16 protein-coding genes are annotated in these 22,870 nt (G+C 57.8%); 7 read left to right on the forward strand and 9 right to left on the reverse strand.

What is annotated here, in order from left to right:
- The first annotated feature begins 20 nt into the window (after positions 1-20).
- Positions 21-1,019: a type I glyceraldehyde-3-phosphate dehydrogenase gene (gap, locus tag ACMYSK_RS07605; protein ID WP_434641511.1), complete on the forward strand. Its 999-nt coding sequence runs from the start codon at positions 21-23 to the stop codon at positions 1,017-1,019.
- Positions 1,020-1,086: 67 nt separating this feature from the next.
- Here the strand turns inward: gap and aldA are convergent, their stop codons facing one another.
- From aldA to ACMYSK_RS07645, 8 genes are all read right to left on the reverse strand, one after another.
- On the reverse strand, positions 1,087-2,526 hold the full coding sequence (gene aldA / locus ACMYSK_RS07610) for an aldehyde dehydrogenase (RefSeq protein ID WP_434641513.1): 1,440 nt from the start codon (positions 2,524-2,526) through the stop codon (positions 1,087-1,089).
- A gap of 198 nt (positions 2,527-2,724) precedes the next feature.
- Positions 2,725-3,525, reverse strand: a complete 801-nt coding sequence (locus tag ACMYSK_RS07615) for a YdcF family protein (RefSeq protein ID WP_434641515.1) — start codon at positions 3,523-3,525, stop codon at positions 2,725-2,727.
- A 310-nt stretch (positions 3,526-3,835) separates the two neighbouring features.
- Positions 3,836-5,272 (reverse strand): amino acid permease, encoded by a 1,437-nt coding sequence (locus ACMYSK_RS07620; protein ID WP_434641517.1) that lies wholly within the window; start codon positions 5,270-5,272, stop codon positions 3,836-3,838.
- A gap of 10 nt (positions 5,273-5,282) precedes the next feature.
- Positions 5,283-6,278, reverse strand: a complete 996-nt coding sequence (astE, locus tag ACMYSK_RS07625; protein WP_434641519.1) for a succinylglutamate desuccinylase — start codon at positions 6,276-6,278, stop codon at positions 5,283-5,285.
- 10 nt (positions 6,279-6,288) lie between these two features.
- Positions 6,289-7,629, reverse strand: coding sequence for an N-succinylarginine dihydrolase (gene astB / locus ACMYSK_RS07630; protein WP_434641521.1), 1,341 nt, complete (start codon positions 7,627-7,629; stop codon positions 6,289-6,291).
- 22 nt (positions 7,630-7,651) lie between these two features.
- A complete protein-coding gene (astD, locus tag ACMYSK_RS07635) occupies positions 7,652-9,118 on the reverse strand; it encodes a succinylglutamate-semialdehyde dehydrogenase (RefSeq protein ID WP_434641523.1) in 1,467 nt (488 codons plus the stop codon).
- On the reverse strand, positions 9,109-10,131 hold the full coding sequence (astA, locus tag ACMYSK_RS07640; protein WP_434643973.1) for an arginine N-succinyltransferase: 1,023 nt from the start codon (positions 10,129-10,131) through the stop codon (positions 9,109-9,111). Before astA ends, astD begins: the two co-directional genes overlap by 10 nt.
- A gap of 18 nt (positions 10,132-10,149) precedes the next feature.
- A complete protein-coding gene (locus ACMYSK_RS07645; RefSeq protein WP_434641525.1) occupies positions 10,150-11,355 on the reverse strand; it encodes a bifunctional succinylornithine transaminase/acetylornithine transaminase in 1,206 nt (401 codons plus the stop codon).
- A 656-nt stretch (positions 11,356-12,011) separates the two neighbouring features.
- On the opposite strand from ACMYSK_RS07645, the gene ACMYSK_RS07650 reads away from it, so the two are divergent.
- The 6 genes from ACMYSK_RS07650 to ACMYSK_RS07675 all read left to right on the forward strand — a co-directional run bounded on the left by ACMYSK_RS07650 (position 12,012) and on the right by ACMYSK_RS07675 (position 18,721).
- Positions 12,012-13,286: a Glu/Leu/Phe/Val family dehydrogenase gene (locus tag ACMYSK_RS07650; RefSeq protein ID WP_434641527.1), complete on the forward strand. Its 1,275-nt coding sequence runs from the start codon at positions 12,012-12,014 to the stop codon at positions 13,284-13,286.
- Between the two features lie 187 nt (positions 13,287-13,473).
- Positions 13,474-13,905, forward strand: a complete 432-nt coding sequence (locus ACMYSK_RS07655; RefSeq protein ID WP_434641529.1) for a MarR family winged helix-turn-helix transcriptional regulator — start codon at positions 13,474-13,476, stop codon at positions 13,903-13,905.
- Complete coding sequence (locus ACMYSK_RS07660; RefSeq protein ID WP_434641531.1) at positions 13,905-15,557, forward strand: MFS transporter; 1,653 nt, start codon at positions 13,905-13,907, stop codon at positions 15,555-15,557. The genes ACMYSK_RS07655 and ACMYSK_RS07660 overlap by 1 nt, the downstream gene beginning before the upstream one ends.
- 27 nt (positions 15,558-15,584) lie before the next feature.
- Positions 15,585-16,670, forward strand: coding sequence for an HlyD family secretion protein (locus ACMYSK_RS07665; RefSeq protein ID WP_434641534.1), 1,086 nt, complete (start codon positions 15,585-15,587; stop codon positions 16,668-16,670).
- Complete coding sequence (locus ACMYSK_RS07670) at positions 16,667-18,046, forward strand: efflux transporter outer membrane subunit (protein ID WP_434641536.1); 1,380 nt, start codon at positions 16,667-16,669, stop codon at positions 18,044-18,046. Before ACMYSK_RS07665 ends, ACMYSK_RS07670 begins: the two co-directional genes overlap by 4 nt.
- A gap of 15 nt (positions 18,047-18,061) precedes the next feature.
- Entirely contained in the window at positions 18,062-18,721 is a 660-nt protein-coding gene (locus ACMYSK_RS07675) for an O-methyltransferase (RefSeq protein ID WP_434641538.1), read from the forward strand.
- A 126-nt stretch (positions 18,722-18,847) separates the two neighbouring features.
- Here the strand turns inward: ACMYSK_RS07675 and hrpA are convergent, their stop codons facing one another.
- Positions 18,848-22,693: an ATP-dependent RNA helicase HrpA gene (gene hrpA, locus ACMYSK_RS07680; protein ID WP_434643975.1), complete on the reverse strand. Its 3,846-nt coding sequence runs from the start codon at positions 22,691-22,693 to the stop codon at positions 18,848-18,850.
- Positions 22,694-22,870 lie beyond the last annotated feature (177 nt).

Here is a 22,870-nt window from a genome sequence, read left to right on the forward strand (position 1 = left end):
CATCCTACCGGAGGCTTTACATGAGCAAACTTGGGATTAATGGCTTTGGTCGTATCGGACGTCTGGTATTACGTCGTTTGTTGGAAGTGAACAGCCCGCTGGAAGTTGTGGCGATCAACGATCTCACCTCACCAAAAGTGCTGGCCTATTTGTTAAAGCATGACTCGAACTACGGTCCGTTCCCGTGGAGCGTTGATTTTACGGAAGATGCGCTGATTGTGAACGGTAAGAAAATCACCGTCTATGCAGAGAAAGAAGCCCAGCATATTCCGTGGAAAGCGGTAGGCGCAGAGCTCATTATTGAATGTACCGGCTTCTACACATCAACGGAAAAAGCCCAGGCTCACCTCGACGCCGGCGCGAAAAAAGTCCTGATTTCGGCCCCGGCCGGAGACATGAAAACCATTGTCTATAACGTCAACGACGACACCCTGGCCGCCGATGACACCATTATCTCAGTCGCTTCCTGCACCACCAACTGCCTGGCCCCAATGGCCAAAGTCCTCCACGATGCCTTCGGCATCAAGCTCGGTACCATGACCACCATTCATGCCTACACCGGTACCCAGTCGCTGGTTGACGGCCCGCGGGGGAAAGATCTTCGTGCCTCACGTGCGGCGGCGGAAAACATTATTCCCCACACCACCGGGGCGGCCAAAGCCATCGGTCTGGTTATCCCGGCGCTCAGCGGCAGGCTGAAAGGTCACGCCCAGCGCGTGCCGACCAAAACGGGCTCGGTCACGGAACTGGTCTCCATCCTTGAGAAAAAAGTCACCGCTGATGAGGTCAATCAGGCGATGAAAAAAGCGGCGGAGAACAACGAATCCTTCGGCTATACCGAGGAAGAGATCGTATCTTCGGATATTATCGGCAGCCATTTCGGCTCCATTTATGACGCCACCCAGCTTGAGGTTGCCGAAGCCGGTGACGTGCAGCTGGTAAAAACCGTCGCCTGGTACGATAACGAGTATGGTTTTGTCACGCAGCTTATCCGCGTGCTGGATAAATTTGCCCACTAGCTATCGCTACCGTGTAAAAAGCGGATAGCCCGGCTATCCGCTTTTTTTATCTGTCTGAATCCGACGCTCACGACTGCAGATAGACCACCTGGGTTTGCAGATATTCGTTCAGACCATGGCGACCGTCGGCGCCGCCGATACCTGATTTTCGCCATCCGGCATGAAAACCCTGCATCGCTTCGAAGTTCTCGCGGTTAATATAGGTTTCACCGAACTTCAGCCCCTTAATGGCCTTCATCGCCACGTTCAGGTCACGGGTGTAGATCGATGAGGTCAGGCCGTACTCGCTGTCATTCGCCATCGCCAGCGCCTCATCCAGGGTGTCAAATGCCACCACCGGCAGTACCGGACCAAAGGTTTCTTCATGAACGATGTCCATCTCCTGACGAACATCCAGCAACAGCGTCGGCGGATAGAAATAGCCTTGTCCTGCTACCGCTTTGCCGCCCAGCGCCAGGCGTGCCCCCTGGGCTATCGCCTTCGCGACCTTCTGCTCAACGCGTTCCCGCGCGGCGGCGTTAATCAATGGCCCCATGGTGATATCATCCCGCGTTGCCGGGTCGCCAAACTGCACCGCCTTTAACGCTTCACCCAGTCGATTCACGAAACGATCGTAAATACCTTTTTGCACGTAGACCCGCTCAACGCAGTTACACACCTGCCCGCTGTTAATCACCCGGGAATCCACCACCGCCCTTACCGCCAGTTCAAGGTCGGCATCATCCATCACGATGGCCGGAGCCTTCCCGCCCAGCTCAAGGCATACTTTGGTGATGTTCTTCGCCGCGGCGGCCATAATCTTCTCGCCCGCACCGACGCTACCGGTCATGCTAACCATCGCCACGTTGGGGTTGGCAGCCAGCTCGTGGCCTACGGTCTCGCCACGGCCCAGCACCAGGTTAAAGACCCCTTTCGGCAGGCCGATATCATCGACGATCTGCGCAAATGCGACCGCGTTATTGGGAGTGAATTCGCTCGGTTTAATGACGATGGTGTTGCCGGTAATCAGCGCCGGCGCCAGCTTGCGGGCAATCAGGAAGAACGGGAAATTCCACGGCAGAATGCCGGTGGTGACGCCCAGCGCGCGCTTGAACACCAGGATATTTTCCCCAGGCCGGTCGCTCTGAATAATTTCGCCTTCATAGCGCCGCGCCCACTCGGCCATATAGTCAAGATAATCCGCGGTAAATGAAACCTCCACCGCCGCCAGCTGCTGAATTTTACCCCCTTCCGCGACGATCAGCCCGGCAATCTCTTGCGCGCGCTGGCGGATCCCGGCGGCAATTTTACGCAGCCAGCCCGCACGCTCAATCGCCGGCAGCGCTTCCCAGCCAGGCTGTGCACGTTCTGCCGCCGCAATAGCCTGCCGGGCATCTTCCGCCGTGCCGTCGGGAATACGGGAAAGCAGCGCTTCCGTCGCCGGATTGAGTACATCGATCCAGGCGTCACCGCGCCCGGCGACAAACTGACCATCAATATACATCGGGTGCTGAACGGGTGCTGTCATGGCCTGCTCCTGTAGATTTAGTGTTTTTAACAAGTAATTTATTTGTTAAAAATCTATCCACGCGGCGCGGCAAGCGCAGTCCGTCAGCGTAATTCTGTGAATCAGTTCATGAAAAAGAGCAAAGTTTGCGGCGTTGAAGTTACATTCTGGCAACAATAATTGCCCGTTTGCGAAAAACGTATCGCAAACGGGCAAAGCTTAGCCAAGGGTGCGGGCGTTCAGCGCTTCGCTCAGCAGGTTGTCTTCGCGCAGACATTGTCCGGCATCGAGGATCTGCGCGGGAATATCGACATGAATGATAAAATCTTTCCCACGTGGACCGTATCCCTGGGGCGCATCCAGCAGTCGCGGCAGTTCCCCAAGAATCAGCGACAGGTAGCGCCCGACCGGCCACAGCCCCGCGGACTCACCGCTGAAGGCCAGTCCGTTCGCCGTATTGCACAGCAGCGGCGCGCAGCCCGGCGTGCTGTACCACTGCGGCACGGCCGTTTCGCCCTGCCAGACTCGGGCAAACGTCGCCATGGTTCGCCGCTGCATCGTTGGATCCTGTAGCACGACGCCGGCGCGGGGCGTCATGCCAACTGCCGCCAGCATCTCGCGAGTAAAGCGCGCGTTCTCGCCGCAGTTGGTAGACCGGTCTTCAACCACAATGGTGTCCCGGGGAATATGCCAGAACCGGTGGGCGATATCGGCCAGGATATGCGCCTCCGGGCGACCATCGACCGGCAGCGACCGATAGCGCGGGTCATCACGCACCGCGTCATAGAGAAAGACGGTGGAGTGGCCGATCCCACCGCTAATCAGCAGCGGTACCCCGCGATCCGCAGCCAGTCGACAGGCGGCATCAATGGTCGGGATCACCGCATTACCTGCCAGCACGACAATATCCACCGTCGGTGTCACTGCCTGTGCGGTGAAATCATCCAGCGCCAGCCACTGGCCCAGGCGGTTGGCCGCCGCCAGCGTTTCATCCGGCAGGGATGGGAAATGCTCACTCATACTTGCTCCTTTCATGCCATCTCATCCGTTAAGGACGCCCAGCCATCTCACAGACCGCCGCACACCGCGCCGAATCATGAACGCTAATACGTCACAAAAAAGAACGCACAAGAGATATCTAAAAACGATTCGCTTGCACCTTAATAAACCCGCGCAATGATGCCATTAATCAGGGCATACGCTCACTAATAATCATTTTAGCCGCGTGAGATGGCGATAAAAGGTGCGAAGTGGAGGGCAAGCATGTTTGGGCAGGCGGTGCATACATTAAGGCGACGCCGACAGCGGGATAGGTGCTGTCGGCGTCCGATCAGGCGTTCAGTTTCTCCAGCTGCGTTTGCCCTTCTCGCTTCTGCTTGATCTTCCAGAACAGCCACAGCGCCACAAACCACAGCGGCGTCGCCATCAGCGCTTTCAGCGTGTCCGGGTCAAAGATCATAATAAAAATCGAGAAGGCGAAAAACAGCAGGCTGAGCCAGCTCATAACCACACCTGCAGGCATCTTAAACGTCGACTTTTCATGCAGGTCGGGTCGTTTGTGGCGATAAACCAGATAGGCCACCAGAATCATTCCCCAGCTGAAGACCACCATAATCGCCGCCAGCGTCGACACAATGGTAAACAGCGTCATCACGTTCGGCACCAGGAACAGCAGCAGCGTACCGCTGAGCATACAGAAGCAGGAGAACAGCAGGCTTCGCACCGGAATTCGCGTTGTGCGCGACAGAATGCGGAACTGTCCATGGGCATGCTTCTCCACCGACAGGCCATACAGCATGCGGGTACTGGAGTAGACGCCGCTGTTGGCCGACGACATCGCCGAGGTCAGCGCAACAAAGTTGATGACCGCAGCGGCGGCGGGCAGACCGGCTTTGGCAAACAGCGTCACAAAGGGGCTGGCATCCGGAGATACGCCAGGCCAGGAAGCCACGGCGATAATCACCACCATGGAAAGCAGATAAAAAATGATGATACGCAGCGGCAGCGCGTTAATCGCCTTCGGTAAAATCTTCTGCGGATCGCGGGTTTCGGCGGTCATCGTACCGAGCAGCTCAATCCCGGTGAAGGAGAAAATCGCTATCTGGAAACCGGCAAAGAAGCCGGTGACGCCGTGGGGCATAAATACCGTCGGGTCGGTGATGTGACTCAGCGAGGCTTTCACGCCATCGGGCGAGGTCCAGCCAATAGCTATCATCCACGCGCCGGTCAGAATCAGCGCAATAATAGTAATCACCTTGATCAGCGCAAACCAAAACTCGGCTTCGCCAAACATTTTCACCGACAGCAGGTTGAACAAGAACAAAATACCGAGGGTGCTAAGCGCCGGCATCCAGGCGGACATCTCCGGAAACCAGTATTGCATGTAGCTGCCGCACACCACCACGTCGGCAATACAGGTCACGACCCAGCTTAGCCAGTAGGTCCAGCCTAAATAGAAGCTGGCCTGTGGGCCGAGATAGTCGCCGACAAAATCGGCGAAAGAGCGGTAATCAAGCCGGGTGAGCAGCACCTCCCCCATGGCCCGCATGACCATATAGGTAAAAAATCCCACCAGGATATAGATAACGAGGATCGACGTCCCCGCGACCGCAATATTTCTTCCCGCCCCCATAAACAGGCCGGTGCCGATAGCGCCGCCCAGCGCAATCATCTGAATGTGCCGGGCGCCAAGGCCGCGTTTGAGCTGCGACGGGCACTCCCCGTCGACGGCAGGATTCACCTGCCCCTCGCGTTGATGTTGAGTCATGTCGATTCCTTCAAGCAGGCAAAGAAAGGCATGGCGCGGCTGACTTCAGTAACAAACCGGCGCGTTGCCCGGCTGCCACTCCCGCATTCGGAAATAAGATGTACGGCGCGTGAGCCTGGACCACCCACGTTTTTTCCGGCTGCCGGGCAATCTCATACCCGGCAGGCAGCGCGGTGAAGTTGTCTATTTTCGGGTCAAGATTGAGCGTGAAATCGCTGGCGCTCTTAATGATACTCTCCTCCACCAGAAAATAGTCCGCCGGCGCTTTGCCCCGCACCGGCAACGGCGCGTCGGCGAGCAACGCGCGCACGGCGGCGTCGGTTTCAGCAAACAGGCTGAGGTCGTTCTCCCCGAAAGCCATCACCTTACCCAGCTCCAGAGTGGCACTTTGCGCGCCAAACGTTGCGCCGGTGTAGTGCGTAAAGGTCCCGCCCGGTTCGGTATGGCGCACGATGGCATCCATACCGCTGGCCTGAAGCAGCGCATAAAAATCAGCATCGTACTCACCTTCGCGGGCCGGAAGCAGAGCAAACTGGCGGTAGCGCGAACCGCGAATCGCGGTATGCAAATCCAGATGCCTGCGGCGCAGGTGGCCCTGACTGTCGGCCGTCGCGAAGAAGGCCGTAACCGCCTCCTCCAGCTGTGCCGCACGCCGGGATTCATTCCCCGGCGCCACCGCAAGATGCCGTCCGCCAAACAGGCGATTCAGGTCATTATGCAAATAGCGGCGGCTGGCGCGAATTGCCGGCAAATTGCCGAATACCAACAGCAGCGCATGGTTCAGCGGCTGTTCGCCCTTACTTAGCGCCTGCATAATCCGCAGCAGTATCTCAATCGGCGCGGTTTCGTTACCATGAATCCCCGCCGAAACAATTGTCGCCTGCGTCCATGGCGTCTGAGGAAGCAGCTGCAGCACACCATCGGCTAACCAACTCGCCTTCATCGTGGCCGGAAACGGCCACGCCGACAGCCCGCAGTGGAGTAAATCATTCACTGTTTTGTCCATTCCCGGCCCCTTAACGCTGGAAGTCATAGACCGATCCCAGACCTAAAATCTGCGTCAGTTCATCAAGGGCCTGGTAAACCTCGCTCAGCAGCTGTGGATCACCGAGGTCGCGGGCATGCAGGCGGTCGCGGTAATGTTTCTCAACCCAGCCGGTCAACAGCTGATACCGTTCATCATTCATCAGACTGCGCGGGTTCACCGCCGCCAGCTCCTGATGATTTAGCACCACGCGCAGCCGCAGGCACGCCGGGCCGCCGCCATTACGCATGCTTTCACGCAAATCGAAGACCGCCACTTCGTTGATTGGCGATGCGCTGTTGCTAACCAGTTCATTCAGGTACTGCCAGACGTTACTACGCTGGCGGCACTCTTCTGGTACCACGATCAGCATGTTGCCATCCGCTTTGCTGAGCAGCTGGCTGTTGAACAGATAGGACGCCACGGTATCGTCGAGGCTGACCTGTGCCTGCGGCACTTCCACGCTGGTAAACGGAATATCCAGCTGCGCGGTTTTTTCCCGCAGCGTGTCCAGCACGGCCTGCTGATTCAAAAATGCATGCTGATGGTGGAACAGTACGTGGCGGTTGCTGACTGAAATCACGTCGTTATGGAACACCCCGTGGTCGATGGCCGCCGGATCCTGCTGGGCAAACACGGTATATTCCGGCTTCAGCCGATGCAGGCGAGCGATAGCCTGGCTGGCTTCCAGCGTCTGGCGGGCCGGGTATTTTGCCGGCGCCACGCCACCGCTGGCACGCTTACCGTAGACAAAAAATTGTACGCCCTGGCGGTCATAGTCGGTGCAAAACCGGTTATGGTTCGCCGCCCCTTCGTCACCTAAATCACCATGCTGCGCCAGCGCATCGTGGTGGCTAAAATGTGTTTCATCGGCGAAGGTAGCACGCAGGATGGATGACGTCGTTGGTGCCTCCTGCGAACGATGCAGCTTGTTGTTCAGGTTGGCGACCGTAAAATGCAGCTTGCCGTCGGCGCTGTCGGCGGAAGGCGAAACCGTGGCGGCGTTGGCGGTCCACATCGACGATGCGGAGCTGAATGCGGACAGCAGATGCGGCGCCTCGACGGCGGCCTGCTGAATCACCTGCGCATCGCTTCCCTGAAAACCCAGCCCGCGCAGGGCGGTGATATTCGGCCGCGGCTGCGGCGGTAAAATACCCTGCACAAAGCCTTTGTCAGCCAGGGTTTTCATTTTAAACAGCCCCTGCAGCGCCGCCTTCTTCGGGTTGGATAAGCCATCGCGGTTGTTTTGCGAGGCTTCGTTACCGACCGACAGACCGGCATAGTGATGCGTTGGCCCAACCAGGCCATCGAAATTAGCTTCAAAACCAGACATGGTGTCCTCTCAGAATCCGTTATCAGAATGGCAGGCCAGGCGAGGTTGTCGCCGGAAGCGTCAGCGTGTCGCTGATCAAAGAGGCCATCGGCCACGCGCAGTAATCCGCGGCATACCATGCCGACGCGCGATGGTTGCCTGAGGCCCCCACGCCGCCAAACGGCGCTTTACTGGAAGCGCCGGTGAGCGGCTTGTTCCAGTTAACGATCCCGGCGCGGGCCTCGTCGGCAAATTGCTCAAACAGCGCCGGATCGGCGGAAATCAGCCCTGCGGCCAGCCCATACCGGGTATTGTTGGCGATGCGGATCGCCTCCTCGAAGGCGTCGTAGCGGATAACGGTCAGCAGCGGGCCGAAGTACTCTTCATCGGGAACGTCGAGGCCGGTGACGTCGATAATACCCGGCGTTAAAACCGTGGAGTGCGGGTCCGGCTGGCGCAGACGTAGCATGACGTTGCCTCCCAGCCTTTCCAGCTGGTCCTGCGCCGCCAGCATCCCCTGCGCCGCCTGAAGTGAGATAACCCCGCCCATAAACGGCTGCGGCTCGGCGTCCCATTTCCCGCTGCGAATTCTGGCGCTGACCTCAACCAGACGCTGCAACAGCGCATCGCCTTCCGGACCGCGTTTAACCAGCAGCCGGCGCGCACAGGTGCAGCGTTGCCCGGCCGAAATAAACGCGGATTGAATTATCACGTTCAGCGCCGCATCACTGTCGGCGACGTCGGCGACGATCAGCGCGTTATTGCCACCCATCTCCAGCGCCAGCATTTTCTCCGGCTGACCGCTCAGATAACGATGGAAGTGGAACCCGGTAGACGCACTGCCGGTAAACAGCACGCCGTCGATATCCCGGTTTTCCAGCAATGCCTGGCCGGTCTCTTTTCCACCCTGAATCAGGTTGATAACGCCGTCCGGGATCCCGGCCTGTAGCCACAGCTTCACCGTCAGTTCAGCGGTGGCGGGCGTCAGTTCGCTCGGCTTAAACACCACGGTATTGCCGGCAATCAACGCCGGAATAATATGCCCGTTCGGCAGATGGCCGGGGAAGTTGTAGGGTCCGAACACCGCCATCACGCCGTGGGGCTTATGGCGCAGCAGGGCCTTTCCGTCCGGCATCGCCGTTTCACGCTGGCCGGTACGCTCGCTGTACGCTTCAATCGAGATACCCGCTTTACCAATCATCGCCTGCACCTCAGTCCGGGTTTCCCACAGCGGCTTGCTGGTTTCCCGGGAGATAAGCGTCGCCAGAGACTCTTTTTCCGCCTCAAGCAAGGCCGCAAAGCGCTGAACGCAGGCAATGCGCTCCGCCAGCGGTCGGTGAGACCAGGCATAAAAAGCACCGCGCGCCGCCGCACAGGCGGCCTGCACCTCTGCGGCACCGGCGCTGGCCGCCTGCCACAAGACGGATTGGTCTTCCGGAGCCAGTTTGGTCAGCGTTACGCCGGTGCCCTGCTGCCACTGCCCTGCAATGAGCTGCGCATTTATCGCCATGATGTTCTTGCCTCCGGATGTAAGGTCACCGCATGAACCCGGTCGGTGTCATTCACCGCCAGAGCGTCCAGCGTGGCCTGATTAAGTTGTGGTTGTTCTTCCGGCGAGATCAACACCGCGCGGAAATGTTCAAACTGATTGTTGGCGACGATAAGCGGCGATGACCGCTCCGCCATCAGCTGTATAGCCGGAATAAACTGGCTCTCGCTGACCGCCCTGATGGCGTCTGTTTCGGCTTCCAGCACCGGGCCGGCATCAAAAATGTCCACGGAACCACGCCAGCTGAAGCCCTCTTTTTCGAGAATCGCTCGCGCCGGGGACGTATTCGCATGTACCTCCCCAATCACCTCACGGGCGTTGTCCGGCAGCAGCGATACGTAAATCGGGTACGCTGGCATCAGTTCGGCAATAAAGGTTTTCATTCCGGTGCCGGTCAGCCGGTCGGCATCGGCAAACGGAATGTCGAAAAAGTGGTGGCCCAGCGCATCCCAGAAGGGAGAGTTGCCCTGCTCATCGCTGCGTCCGCGCAGCTCGGCAAAGAGATGCGGCGAAAACAGTTCTCTGAAGGCGGCAATAAATAAGAAGCGCGCCTTTGACAGAAACAGCCCATTACGGTTTTTCTGATATTCCGGGTCCAGAAACAGCGTGCACAGCTCGCTGTGGCCGGTGTGGTCGTAGCTGAGGTTCAGCAGCTCCTGGTTTTTATACACCCCCAGCTCTTTCGAGGCGCGAACGGTACGCTGCAGGCGGAAATTATAAAACGGCTCATCGAGACCCACGGCGACTTCAATGGCACTGACCCCGACAACCCGCGCCAGGCAGGTATCTTCCAGCACAAAGAGAAACCCCTGCTGGCCGCGCGGCAGCTTGCCGGCAAACGTCTCCACGCTCCGCTGGATCCGCGCGGCCAACCGTGCAGGATCGTTGGGTAACGAGGTCATTCCGACACCCGCTCGCGACGCGAGGCGGATGATATCGTCGAGGTCATCTTCCCGAACGGGACGAAAAAGCATCATAAACCGTCTCCCGGATTAGCTGGTCAGGCGGGTGACGGCGCGCTCAAGGCGCACGAAAGCGTCCTCGATATCCGCCAGCGGAATATTAAGCGCCGGCGCAAAACGCAGGACATCGGGGCCAGCAATCAGCGCTATCAGCCCCTCTTCCGCCGCCAGGTTGGTCAGCGTTTTAGCCTTGCCGCGCAGATGGCTGGCCAGCTCCGCGCCGATCAGCAGCCCCTTGCCGCGTACCGCACTGAAGAGATCGTACCTGGCGTTGAGGGCATTCAACTTCTCGACGATAAGGTCGTGGCGCTCACTGACGCCGGCCAGCAGCGCATCATCCAACTGGGCCAGAACGGCGTTAGCCACTGTCGCCGCCAGCGGATTGCCGCCGAAAGTGGTGCCGTGGGTGCCCGGCTGGAAGACCTGAGCCCAGGTCTCTTTGGCCAGCATTGCCCCTATCGGGAAGCCGCCGCCGAGCCCTTTGGCGCTGGTGAGAATATCCGGGACAACGTTGTAGTGCTGGTAGGCATACAGCGTGCCGGTACGCCCGGCTCCGGTCTGCACTTCGTCAAAAATCAGCGCAGCGTCGTGCTGGTCACACAGCTCACGTAGCGCCTGCAGGAACGCCGGATCGGCAGGCAATACGCCGCCTTCGCCAATAATCGGCTCCACGATCACCGCGCAGGTGCGGTCTGATATCGCCGCTTTTACCGCCGCAATATCGTTATAGGGAAGATGGGTAATATCCTGCGGCAGCGGCGCATAATCGCAGGAGTATTTTGGCTGCCCGCCAACCGTGACGGTAAACAGTGTGCGGCCGTGGAATGCGTTCTGGAAGGCGATGATCTCGCTTTTATCGGCGCCAGATTTGTCGTGGGCATATTTTCGCGCCAGCTTCAGCGCGGCTTCATTGGCTTCTGCCCCGGAGTTGCAGAAGAACACCTTATCGGCAAAGGTAGATTCCACCAGCGTTTTAGCCAGCTGCAAAACCGGCTCATTGGTATAGCCGTTGCCGATATGCCACAGGTCATCAAGCTGAGATTTCAGCGCTGCAACCAGCGCCGGGTTGGTGTGTCCGAGAGAGTTAACGGCAATGCCGCCCGCTAAATCGATATATTCTTTCCCCTGCTGATCCCAGACTTTCGATCCTGCCGCCTTCACCGGAATAAAGGGCGCAGGGGCAAAACAGGGAACCATGTAAGAATTAAAATCTTCACGAGTGATAGAGCCTGACATAACAATTCTCCGGAACGATTATTGGCAAAAAATCAGTTGGCCAATCATGGATGGTCGACATTAACAATTCCCTCGGCCTTGTATTGATGACGAGCGCGCCCGCTGTGATGGAAATATATTCACCACACTCAAATAAAGCCTTTTTATATGTATGGGTATTTGTTAATTCTCAGTTAATATCTTGTGCATTGCGTGCTCTCATGCTGGGCCCTGTTGCGTAACAAAGTCAATACAACAGCCCATCATTTTATTCACTTTTTGAAGATCATCAAGATAATGATAAATATAGAAAAAATATTTATCCATTCACTTAATTGCATAAAATGTGCATGAAAATGCACTACATGGCCGCATTTTTCCGTGCTTATTTATGCAGTCAAAAAACCAAATTTCTAACAAAAATTTAAAATTCGGAATGGCGGTCAAATACCGGTTTATAAAATTGGTGATAACATTCATTGCACAGAGTTTACTGCTGTATACCCTGAATAAATTCGGGTGGCTGGAAGGCGGCGATACAGGGAATCCCCAGGCGCTTACTGAAGTATGTGACGGGGGTGAACGAGGAAAGCCAACGCTCATGCAGCTTGAAGTATGACGGGTAGAAATATTCCACGGTTTCACACGACATAAATAACACTAAGAACAGGACTCTTATGGAAAAGTTATCTTACGCATCTGAAAGTAGTACATCTCCATGGACAACCTATCTGCGCCAAATCGACCGCGTCGAGCCTTATCTGGGCGATCTCGCCTACTGGGTGGAAACCCTGCGTCACCCAAAACGCGCGTTGATTGTCGACATTCCGGTGCAGATGGATGATGGCACTATTCGCCACTTTGAAGGTTATCGCGTACAGCACAATCTATCGCGTGGACCGGGTAAAGGTGGTGTTCGCTACCATCCAGACGTTGACCTGAACGAAGTGATGGCACTTTCTGCCTGGATGACCATCAAGTGTGCCGCCGTTAATATTCCTTACGGCGGCGCCAAAGGCGGCGTCCGCGTTGACCCGTTTAGCCTGTCTGAAGGCGAGCTGGAACGTCTGACCCGTCGCTATACCAGCGAAATCGGCCTGATTATCGGGCCACAGAAAGACATCCCGGCGCCGGACGTCGGCACCAACGGTAAAGTGATGGCATGGATGATGGATACCTATTCCATGAACCACGGCACCACCATTACCGGCGTCGTCACCGGTAAGCCCATTCACCTTGGCGGCTCGCTGGGCCGTGAAAAAGCGACCGGTCGCGGCGTGTTTATTACCGGCCGTGAAGTCGCCGGCCGTTCCGGCATTGAAATTGAAGGTGCAAAAGTCGCGCTGCAGGGTTTTGGTAACGTCGGTAGCGAAGCCGCGCGTCTGTTCTCTGAAGTAGGCGCCCGGATCGTCGTGATTCAGGACCACACCGCCACTCTGTTCAACGAAGGGGGCATTGATATGGCAGCCCTGACCGCGTGGCAGGCAGAGAAGAAGCAAATTGCCGGTTTCCCGGGCGCCCGTGAAATCGACAAAGATGCGTTCTGGACGACCCAGATGGATATTCTGATCCCTGCCGCACTGGAAGGTCAGATTACCCGCGAACGTGCTGAGAAACTGACCTGTAAGCTGGTGCTGGAAGGGGCGAACGGCCCGACCTATCCAGAAGCGGATGATGTCCTCGCCGAGCGCGGTATCGTCGTGGTGCCGGACGTTATCTGTAACGCCGGTGGTGTGACCGTCAGCTACTTCGAATGGGTCCAGGACATGGCGAGCTTCTTCTGGAGTGAAGAAGAGATCAACGCCAAAATGGACCGCATCATGACTGACGCGATCGTCCACGTTTGCGAGAAAGCCGCGGATAAAGCGTGTTCTCTGCGCACCGCGGCCTATATCGTGGCCTGTGAACGTATTCTGATGGCACGTAAAGATCGCGGTATCTATCCGGGGTAAGTTCTCCCGTTGATCAATGCCCGGGCCAAGGCCCGGGCTTTTTTTTGCCCGCTGTCATTGTGTATTCCTTCCGCTAAGCGCACACAGCGTTAACCATTTTTTAGCATCGCCCTTGAATTTCGCTTTCTATCAGGAATAGAATCGTTAGAGCTCTAATGATTTTAAGATAACCTGATGTTAAGAAACTATGGATAACCGACAGCTTACCTTCTCCCATCTGTTGTATCTCACGGCCCACCACTGGCGACTGGCGGTCAATCGTCGCTTAAAAGACCTCGGCATGAGCCAGGCGAGCTGGGTCGCGGTTGCGGCCATTGCCCGAAATGCAGATCCGCTCTCGCAAATTGAGCTTGCCCAGGAGCTTGGCGTAGAAAGCGCTACCGTGGTCCCGCTGGTCAATCGTCTTGTCGAACAGGGGCTGGTCGAGCGCGTCATCACCGAGCGCGATAAACGCAAACGTCTGCTGGTCGCCACCGAAAAAGGTCTTGAGGTCTATCTCCAGGTCAAGGCCGTAGCGGACGCGTTGCGTGAAGAGATCCTCAGCACCATCACCGCCGAGGAGCGCGAGCAAACTCAGCGGGTGCTGGAGAAACTCCTGCGCGAAGTGGAGAAAAAGTAATGCCGCGCCGCAAGAGTAACCCGTATGTGCCTCATGACTGGGCTGCGCACGAAAAACCCGCCCTGCTCGGTTCGCCGTCAACGCCAATTCACCGTCCGCCGAAGCGCGTCGCCTACGGGATTGTCGGGCTGCTGGTCTGCCTGACCGGCGCACTGGGTAATGCAGTGGTCACCGCTAACCTGCAAAACCTGCAGGGCACTTTCGCTGCCTGGTCGACGGAGATAGCCTGGCTGCCCGCCGTTTACGTTATGACCAACGTATCGATCAACCTGCTGCTGGTAAAATTTCGCCAGCAGTTCGGCCTGCGCGCCTTTACTGAAGGCTTCCTGGTGCTCTATGTCCTGGTGACCTTTTTCCACCTTTTCGTTAACGATCTCAGCTCGGCTATCATGGTCCGCGCCGCCCACGGCATGGTGGCAGCGGCGCTTAGCTCTTTGGGTATCTACTATCAGGTTCAGGCCTGGCCCGCCCGCCATCGTCTGAAGGCGCTGACGATTGGCATTACCGGGTCGTCGCTGGCTATCCCTATTGCTCGCCTGTTCTCCACCGAGCTGCTACAGATCGATGAATGGCGCGGACTCTACTTTTTTGAGCTGGGGCTGGCGCTTATCTCTCTTGCCTGCGTGATCGCCCTGAAGCTGCCGCCCAGCGATCGCAAAAAAGTGTTTGAGAAAAAGGATTTCATCACCTTTATGCTCCTGGCGCCCGGCATGGCGCTGGTCTGCGCCGTCCTCTCGCTGGGCCGCCTTGACTGGTGGTTTGAAGCCCCGTGGATTGGCTGGTCGTTAGCCGGTGCGGTGGTGCTCATTGTTTCGGCTATCGTCTTCGAGCACAACCGCAGCAACCCGCTGCTTAATACCCACTGGCTTTCCAGCGGCAGTATCCTGCGCCTGGGGCTGATTATGCTGCTGATTCGCATCGTGCTGGCGGAGCAAAACACCGGGGTTATCGGCTGGCTACAGTATGCGGGTCTGCAAAACGAGCAGATGAACACCCTCGCCTGGTCGATTTTCGCCGGTATTCTCAGCGGGATTGTCGCCAGTTGCCTGACCCTGAATCCGCAACGACTCTACTGGCCCATCGCCACCGCGCTGGCGTTTATCATGGTCGCTTCGCTGCTCGACAGCCAGTCCACCATTCTGACCCGACCGGAGCAGCTGATGTTCAGCCAGTTCTTGCTCGGTTTCGGCAGCGCCTTTTTCCTCGCCCCGGCGATGCTGGCGGGGATCGGCGGCGTCATTGCCGACCCGCGTAACCTGGTGAGTTTTTCAGTGCTGTTTGGTATGAGTCAGAATATCGGCGGCCTGCTGGGATCGGCAATTCTCGGGACCTTCCAGACCTGGCGGGAGAAATTTCACTCCAGCCAGTTGGCCGACCAGCTAACCACGCTAAATCCGTTGATTACCGAACGCCTGCAGCAATACAGCCAGCAGTATCAAAACCAGATCGGCGACAGTACCTTGTTGAGCGTACAGGCCAGCACGCTGCTGCAAAATGCCTCGACGTTGCAGGCCAATATTCTTGCCTACAATGACACCTATCTTCTGACCGCGGCGATTTCCGCCGGAACGCTTATCTGGGTGTTCTGGCGGTTAATAAGACTGCGTATTACCGCCCATATTGCGCTGAAACGCGCGACGGGAAGCAAATAACACTGATAATTTTACTCTGGAGTCGTTATGAGTCAGCAGGATGCGGCCAGGCAACAGGCCAACACCCGCAATAATATCCGCGTAGTATCCATTTTTACCGCTGCCGCCATCGGGCTGATCGGCGTACTGGTCATTTTATACGCCTGGCAGCTGCCGCCGTTTACCCGGCACAGTCAGTTTACCGATAACGCCTATGTTCGCGGGCAGACCACCTTTATCAGCCCTCAGGTCAGTGGCTATGTGACTGCCGTCAACGTGCAGGATTTCGAATCCGTTAAGCCGGGACAGGTGCTGTTCCAGATTGATGACCGGATCTATAAACAGCGCGTTCATCAGGCGCAGGCGACGCTGGCGATGAAAGAGGCGGCGCTAAAAAACAACCTTCAGCAGCGCAAAAGCGCCGAGGCGGTCATTCAGCGCAATGAAGCGGCGCTGCAAAATGCCCGTGCGCAGAACCAGAAAAACCAGGCGGACTTAAAGCGCGTCCAGGATTTAACCGCCGACGGTTCGTTATCCATTCGCGAACGAGATTCGGCCAGGGCCAGCGCGGCGCAAGGTACCGCCGATATCGAACAGGCGAAGGCGACACTGGAGATGTCACGCCAGGATCTGCAATCGACTATCGTTAACCGCGATGCGCTGGAGGCCGATGTTGCCAGCGCTCATGCCGCGCTGGAACTGGCGGAGATCGACCTGAACAATACCCGGATTGTCGCGCCCACCGCCGGCCAGCTCGGACAGATTTCAGTGCGTCTCGGTGCCTACGTCAGCGCCGGTACCCACTTAACCTCGCTGGTGCCGCCGCAGCACTGGGTGATCGCCAACGTGAAAGAGACTCAGCTGGCGCAAATTCGCATCGGCCAGGCCGCTACCTTTACCGTTGACGCGCTGAACGGTGAAACCTTCAACGGCACCGTCCAGAGCATCTCCCCGGCGACCGGGGTTGAATTCAGCGCCATTTCCCCGGATAACGCCACCGGTAACTTCGTCAAAATCGCGCAGCGAATTCCGGTGCGTATCGCGGTGAATGAGGGGCAGAAAAACAGCACCCGGCTACGTCCTGGGATGTCGGTGCAGGTCACTATTAATACGCGTGAGGGAACGCAGCCATGATTCGCCCGCTCACCCTTGCGCTGGCTCTCACTCTGGCCGGCTGTCAGTCGGCAGACGTTCAGCGTGCCGAGCCATCATTACAGATCCCGGACGCCTGGCGCGCCGCTATCGGGCCGGCCAGCCCGGTTGAAGGCGTGTGGTGGCGCAACTTTCACGACAGCCAGCTTAACCAGTATGTTGACCAGGCGCTGCGCTACAACAGCGATGTCCTGATCGCCCGCGAACGGATCAACGAGTATCAGGCCCGGGCCTATGCCGTCGACAGCGCGCTGTTTCCGTCGCTGGATGCCGGGTTGACCGGAACCCGCGCGCGGGCGCAGTCTGCGGCAACCGGGCTGCCTGCGCACAGTACGGTCTACAAAGGCGGATTAACCGCCAGCTATGATGTGGATCTCTGGGGGGCTAACCGCAGCGCAGCCAGCGCAGCACAGGCGAGCCTGGAGGCGCAAAAAGCCGCTGCGGCGGCGGCCAATCTCACCGTCGCGACCTCGGTGGCCGTGGGATATCTGACGCTGCTATCGCTGGACGATCAGCTGCGGGTAACGCAGCAGACGCTAAAATCACGCGAAGACGCGTATAACCTGGCCAAACGCCAGTTTGAGACCGGCTATACGTCGCGTCTGGAGCTGATGCAGGCCGACTCGGAACTGCGTTCGACACGTTCGCAGATCCCGCCGCTACAGCATCAGATTGCTCAGCAGGAGAATGCGCTGAGCGTGCTGATCGGCAGCAACCCAGGCAGTATTAAGCGACAAGCGTTCGCCCAACTGACGCCCCTCGTCCTGCCATCGCAGCTGCCGTCTACGCTACTTAACCGTCGCCCGGATGTTGTCCAGGCCCAGCGACAGCTGATTGCCGCCGATGCCACGCTCGCCTCATCGCAGGCGCAGCTGCTGCCGTCAATCAACTTAACTGCCACCGGGAGCCTGCAGGACCGGACGCTGCCGGACCTGCTCGATAACCCGCTCCGGCTCTGGAGCTTCGGCGGGAGTATTCTCGCCCCGCTGCTCAACCGGCAGGCGCTGAATGCGCAGGTGGATGTTTCGATGGCGCAGCGCAACCAGGCGCTGTACGGTTATGAGAAAACGGTGCGCGGCGCGTTTCGGGAAGTGAATGACAGCCTTGATGCCATCACCCGCTATGACGAGCAGTTAACCGAATTACTCAGCCAACAGGAGGTCGCGCAGGAAACCTTACGCATCGCGCAGAATCGCTACCGCAACGGCTATTCCTCATATCTTGACGTACTGGACGCCCAGCGCACGCTGTTCGCTACGCAGATTAGCGTTGTGCAGGTGAAGAACAACCTGCTGTTGGCGCAGGTGGATTTGTACCGGGCACTGGGAGGTGGCTGGTCTGACTCATCAGGGACGTAATGCAGGAAATCGCTTATGCAACAAAAATGGTCTGCCGTAGACAGGTATCTTGTTGATGCTTTAATTCCCGATGATCCGCTGCTCACGCAGGTGCTTGAGAATAACCAGCGTGCCGGGCTGCCCGCCTTCGACGTTGCCGCCAATCAGGGACAGTTCCTGGCACTGTTGGTGCGCATGGTACGGGCGCGGCGGGTGCTGGAAATCGGTACGCTTGGGGGCTACAGCACGATCTGGATGGCCCGCGAGCTGCCGGAAGATGGCGAGCTGCTGACCCTGGAAGCCGACCCGCACCATGCGGCGGTGGCGCGGGAAAACCTGCGACTGGCGGGGGTCGATAACCTTGTTACGCTGCGGGAAGGCCCGGCGCTGCACACCCTGGCGTCGCTCGGGGAGCATCCGCCTTTTGATGTGATTTTTATCGATGCCGACAAACCCAGTAATCCGGATTATCTGCGTTGGGCATTACATTATTCCCGACCGGGAACATTGATTATTGGTGATAACGTGGTCCGCGACGGCGAAGTGGTGAACCCGCACAGCGACGACGATCGCGTGCAGGGGGTGCGACGTTTTATTGACATGATGGCCAGCGATCCGCGCCTGACGGTCACCGCGCTGCAAACGGTAGGCAGCAAAGGTTGGGACGGATTCACCCTCGCGTGGGTGAATGCATAATCCGTTTTAACCCTCTCCCGGAGGCGGTGCTTCACACCGGTCGGGCTACAGGACATCACCACACTCAATCCCGTAGCCCGGTTAGCGCAGCGCCACCGGGGAAGGCTCGTCGGTTTCTGGCATCGCTTACGCGACGATTTGCTCCATTGCCTGCAGCACCCGCTTATCGGAAATCGGGTACGGCGTCCCGAGCTGCTGGGCAAAGAAGCTGACGCGCAGCTCTTCAATCATCCAGCGGATCTCCTGTACATCCGCATCACCACGACGCCCCGGCGGCAGCTTATTCAGCCACTGTTGCCAGGCCTGCTGGATGCTCTCCACTTTCAACATCTGCGCCCGGTCACGGTGCGGGTCGATAGCCATTTTCTCCAGCCGCTTTTCTATCGCCTGAAGATAACGCAGGGTATCGCCCAGCCGACGGAAACCGTTGCCAGTGACGAAGCCGCGATAAACCAGCCCGCCCATCTGCGCTTTAATATCCGACAGCCCCAGCGCCATGCTCATGTCCACGCGCCCTTTCAGCCGCTTGTTGATGTTAAACACCGCTGTCAGAATCTGTTCGACCTGTTTGGCTATCTCCACCACCGTCTCGTTGAGTTCGGCACGCACTTTCTCGTGCAGCTTCGCGAAAGCCTCTTCGCTCCACACCGGGCCGCCCGCCTCATCGATAAGCTTATCCACCCCGCAGGAGATACAGTCATCAATCAGATCCAGCACCTTGCCATACGGGTTAAAATAGAGCCCCAGCTTGGCTTTATTCGGCAGCTTCTCGTGCAGATACTTAATCGGCGACGGGATGTTCAGCAGCAGCAGTCGCCGCAGCCCCTGCCACATCGCCTGCTGCTGCTCCAGCGGATTATCAAACAGTTTGATCGCGACACTGTCACGTTCATCCACCAGCGCCGGCCAGGCTTTGACCTTATAGTTACCGCGCTTTTGCTCGTAGCTCTCCGGCAGCTGGCCGAAACTCCAGATATGCAGCCCGCTCTGCTCGATGCCATCGTCGGCGACGGCAGAAAGCGTCTCCTGAACTTTGCCTTTCAGCGCGTCTTTTAAATCCTGCAGTGAACGCCCTTCCGCCAGCTTTTTATTCTTATCATCCACGACGCGGAAGGTGATTTTCAGGTGATCGGGCACCTGATCCCACTGCCAGGCATCGCGGTCGATGGTCACGCCGCTCATCCGTCGCAGCTCGCGCTCCAGGGAATCCAGCAGCGGCAGCTCCAGCGGCGTAGCGCGGCCCAAAAAGGCCTCGGCGTAGTTCGGCGCCGGTACAAAGTTGCGGCGCACCGGCTTCGGCAATGATTTAATCAGCGCGATAATCAGCTCGCGGCGCAGGCCGGGGATCTGCCACTCGAACCCGGCCTCTTCCACCTGATTGAGCAGCGGCAGCGGAATATGCACCGTGACCCCATCGGCGTCGGCACCCGGTTCAAACTGATAGGTCAGCCGCAGCTTGAGGTTGCCCTGATGCCAGAAGTTCGGATAGTCCAGCTTGCTGACCTGTTCCGCGCCCTCTTTGATCAACATGCTCTTTTCAAAGTTGAGCAGATCCGGCGTGTCGCGGCTGGCCACTTTCCACCACTGATCAAAGTGGCGGGCGGAAATTACGTCGTGGCTGATGCGCTGGTCGTAGAACTCAAACATCGTGTCGTCATCGACGAGAATATCGCGGCGGCGCGACTTGTGCTCCAGCTCTTCAATTTCCGCACGCAGCTTGAGGTTGTCGCGGAAGAAAGCGTGACGCGTCTGCCAGTCACCCTCCACCAGCGCGTGACGAATAAACAACTCGCGACACAGCGCCGGGTCAATCTGGCTGTAGTTCACTTTACGGGCGGCGACGATAGGCAGACCGTAAACGGTCACTTTTTCCGTCGCCATCACCGCACCCTGCGCCCGCTCCCAGTGCGGCTCGCTGTATGACCGTTTAATCAGATGCTGCGCCACCGGTTCGACCCATTCCGGGTCGATGCGCGCGGCGATACGTCCCCACAGGCGGCTGGTTTCCACCAGTTCGGCGACCATCGTCCACTTTGGCGGCTTCTTGAACAAACCGGATCCCGGGAAGATAGAGAAACGCGCATTGCGCGCCCCGGTAAACTCCTGCTTATCGTTATCTTTCATCCCGATATGCGACAGCAGACCGGTCAGCAGCGCGGTATGGATTTCACGATACTCCGCCGGCTCGCTGTTAATCGGCAGACCCAGCTCTTTCACCACCTGGCGCAGCTGGGTATAGATATCCTGCCATTCGCGCACCCGCAAATAGTTGAGGAAATCGGTGCGGCACTGGCGACGGAACTGGTTCGAGGAAAGCGCCTTTTGCTGCTCACCGAGGTAGTTCCACAGATTCACAAACGCCAGGAAGTCAGACTCTTTATCGTGGAAGCGGCGATGTTTCTCATCAGAGGCCTGCTGCTTGTCCATCGGGCGTTCACGCGGGTCCTGAATTGACAGGGCCGAGGTGATGATCATCGCTTCACGCACGCAGCCATGTTTTTTCGCTTCCAGCACCATGCGCGCCAGACGCGGGTCAACCGGCAGCTGGCTGAGCTGACGGCCCATCGGCGTCAGCTTGTAGGCGGTCATCTGCTCGTCGGTCGTGATGGCCCCCAGCTCTTCCAGCAGACGCACACCGTCCTGAATATTGCGCTTGTCCGGCGCTTCAACAAACGGGAAGGCGGCGATATCGCCCAGCCCCAGAGCGGTCATCTGCAAGATAACCGACGCCAGGTTAGTCCGCAGAATTTCCGGGTCGGTAAATTCCGGGCGCGAGAGGAAATCGTCTTCGGAATACAGACGGATACAGATCCCTTCTGACACACGACCACAGCGGCCTTTACGCTGGTTGGCGGAGGCCTGCGACACCGGCTCTATCGGCAGGCGCTGCACTTTGGTACGGAAGCTGTAGCGGCTGATGCGCGCGGTACCGGGGTCAATGACGTATTTGATGCCTGGCACGGTCAGCGAGGTCTCGGCGACGTTGGTCGCCAGCACGATCCGTCGCCCGCTGTGGGACTGGAAGACGCGGTTCTGCTCGCTGTTCGACAGGCGAGCATACAGTGGCAGCACCTCGGTATGGCGCAGGTTAAGCTTATTGAGCGCATCGGCGGTGTCGCGAATTTCACGCTCGCCGCTCATAAAGATCAGAATATCGCCCGGGCTTTCACGCCCCAGCTCATCCACCGCATCAAAAATCGCCTGCAGCTGATCGCGGTCAGTATCGTCCGCCTCTTCGACAATCGGCCGGTAGCGAACTTCCACCGGATAGGTACGACCGGAGACTTCAATAATCGGCGCATTGTTAAAGTGGCGCGAGAATCGTTCCGGGTCGATGGTTGCCGAGGTGATGATAATCTTCAGGTCCGGGCGACGCGGTAGCAGCTCGCGCAGGTAGCCGAGCAGGAAGTCGATATTCAGACTACGTTCGTGCGCTTCATCGATGATAATGGTGTCGTACTGCATCAGCAGCCGATCCTGCTGGATTTCCGCCAGCAGAATACCGTCGGTCATCAGCTTCACCATCGTGTTGTCGCTGACGTGGTCGCTGAAACGGACTTTATAGCCGATGCAGCCACCCGGCTCGCTTTGCAGCTCTTCGGCAATGCGGTTAGCCACGGTACGTGCCGCCAGACGACGCGGCTGCGTATGGCCAATCAGGCCTTTGACGCCGCGCCCCTGCTCCATGCAGATTTTTGGCAGCTGAGTGGTTTTACCGGAGCCGGTCTCCCCCGCCACAATAACCACCTGATGGTCGCGCACCGCCTGCAAAATCTCGTCTTTCTTCTGGCTTACCGGCAGGTTTTCCGGGTAGGTAATCGCCGGACGCGATGCTTCGCGCAGCAGGACTCTCCCTGCGGCTTGTTCAATCTCTTGCGCCATCCCCTGAAGAATGGCCTGTTGGGCTTCAGGATTTTTAACCTTCTTCACGCCGTGCAGGCGACGAGAGAAGCGTGACTTATCACGCAGCATCAGGCCGTCAAGCTGTTGGAATAGCTGAGAGAAGGTGAACTTTTGTTGTTCTGTCATAGCGTTATCGGGCAGCGCACTGCCGGGAAAAATCTCTTTTGATGTATTGCTGTATATTACCACATCCGCGATTCTCATGCCTTGTTCAAAAAAATCGAACATAGGGTTCGATTTATTGCG

It is taken from the genome of Klebsiella sp. I138, assembly GCF_051131765.1.
GTDB lineage: Bacteria > Pseudomonadota > Gammaproteobacteria > Enterobacterales > Enterobacteriaceae > Klebsiella.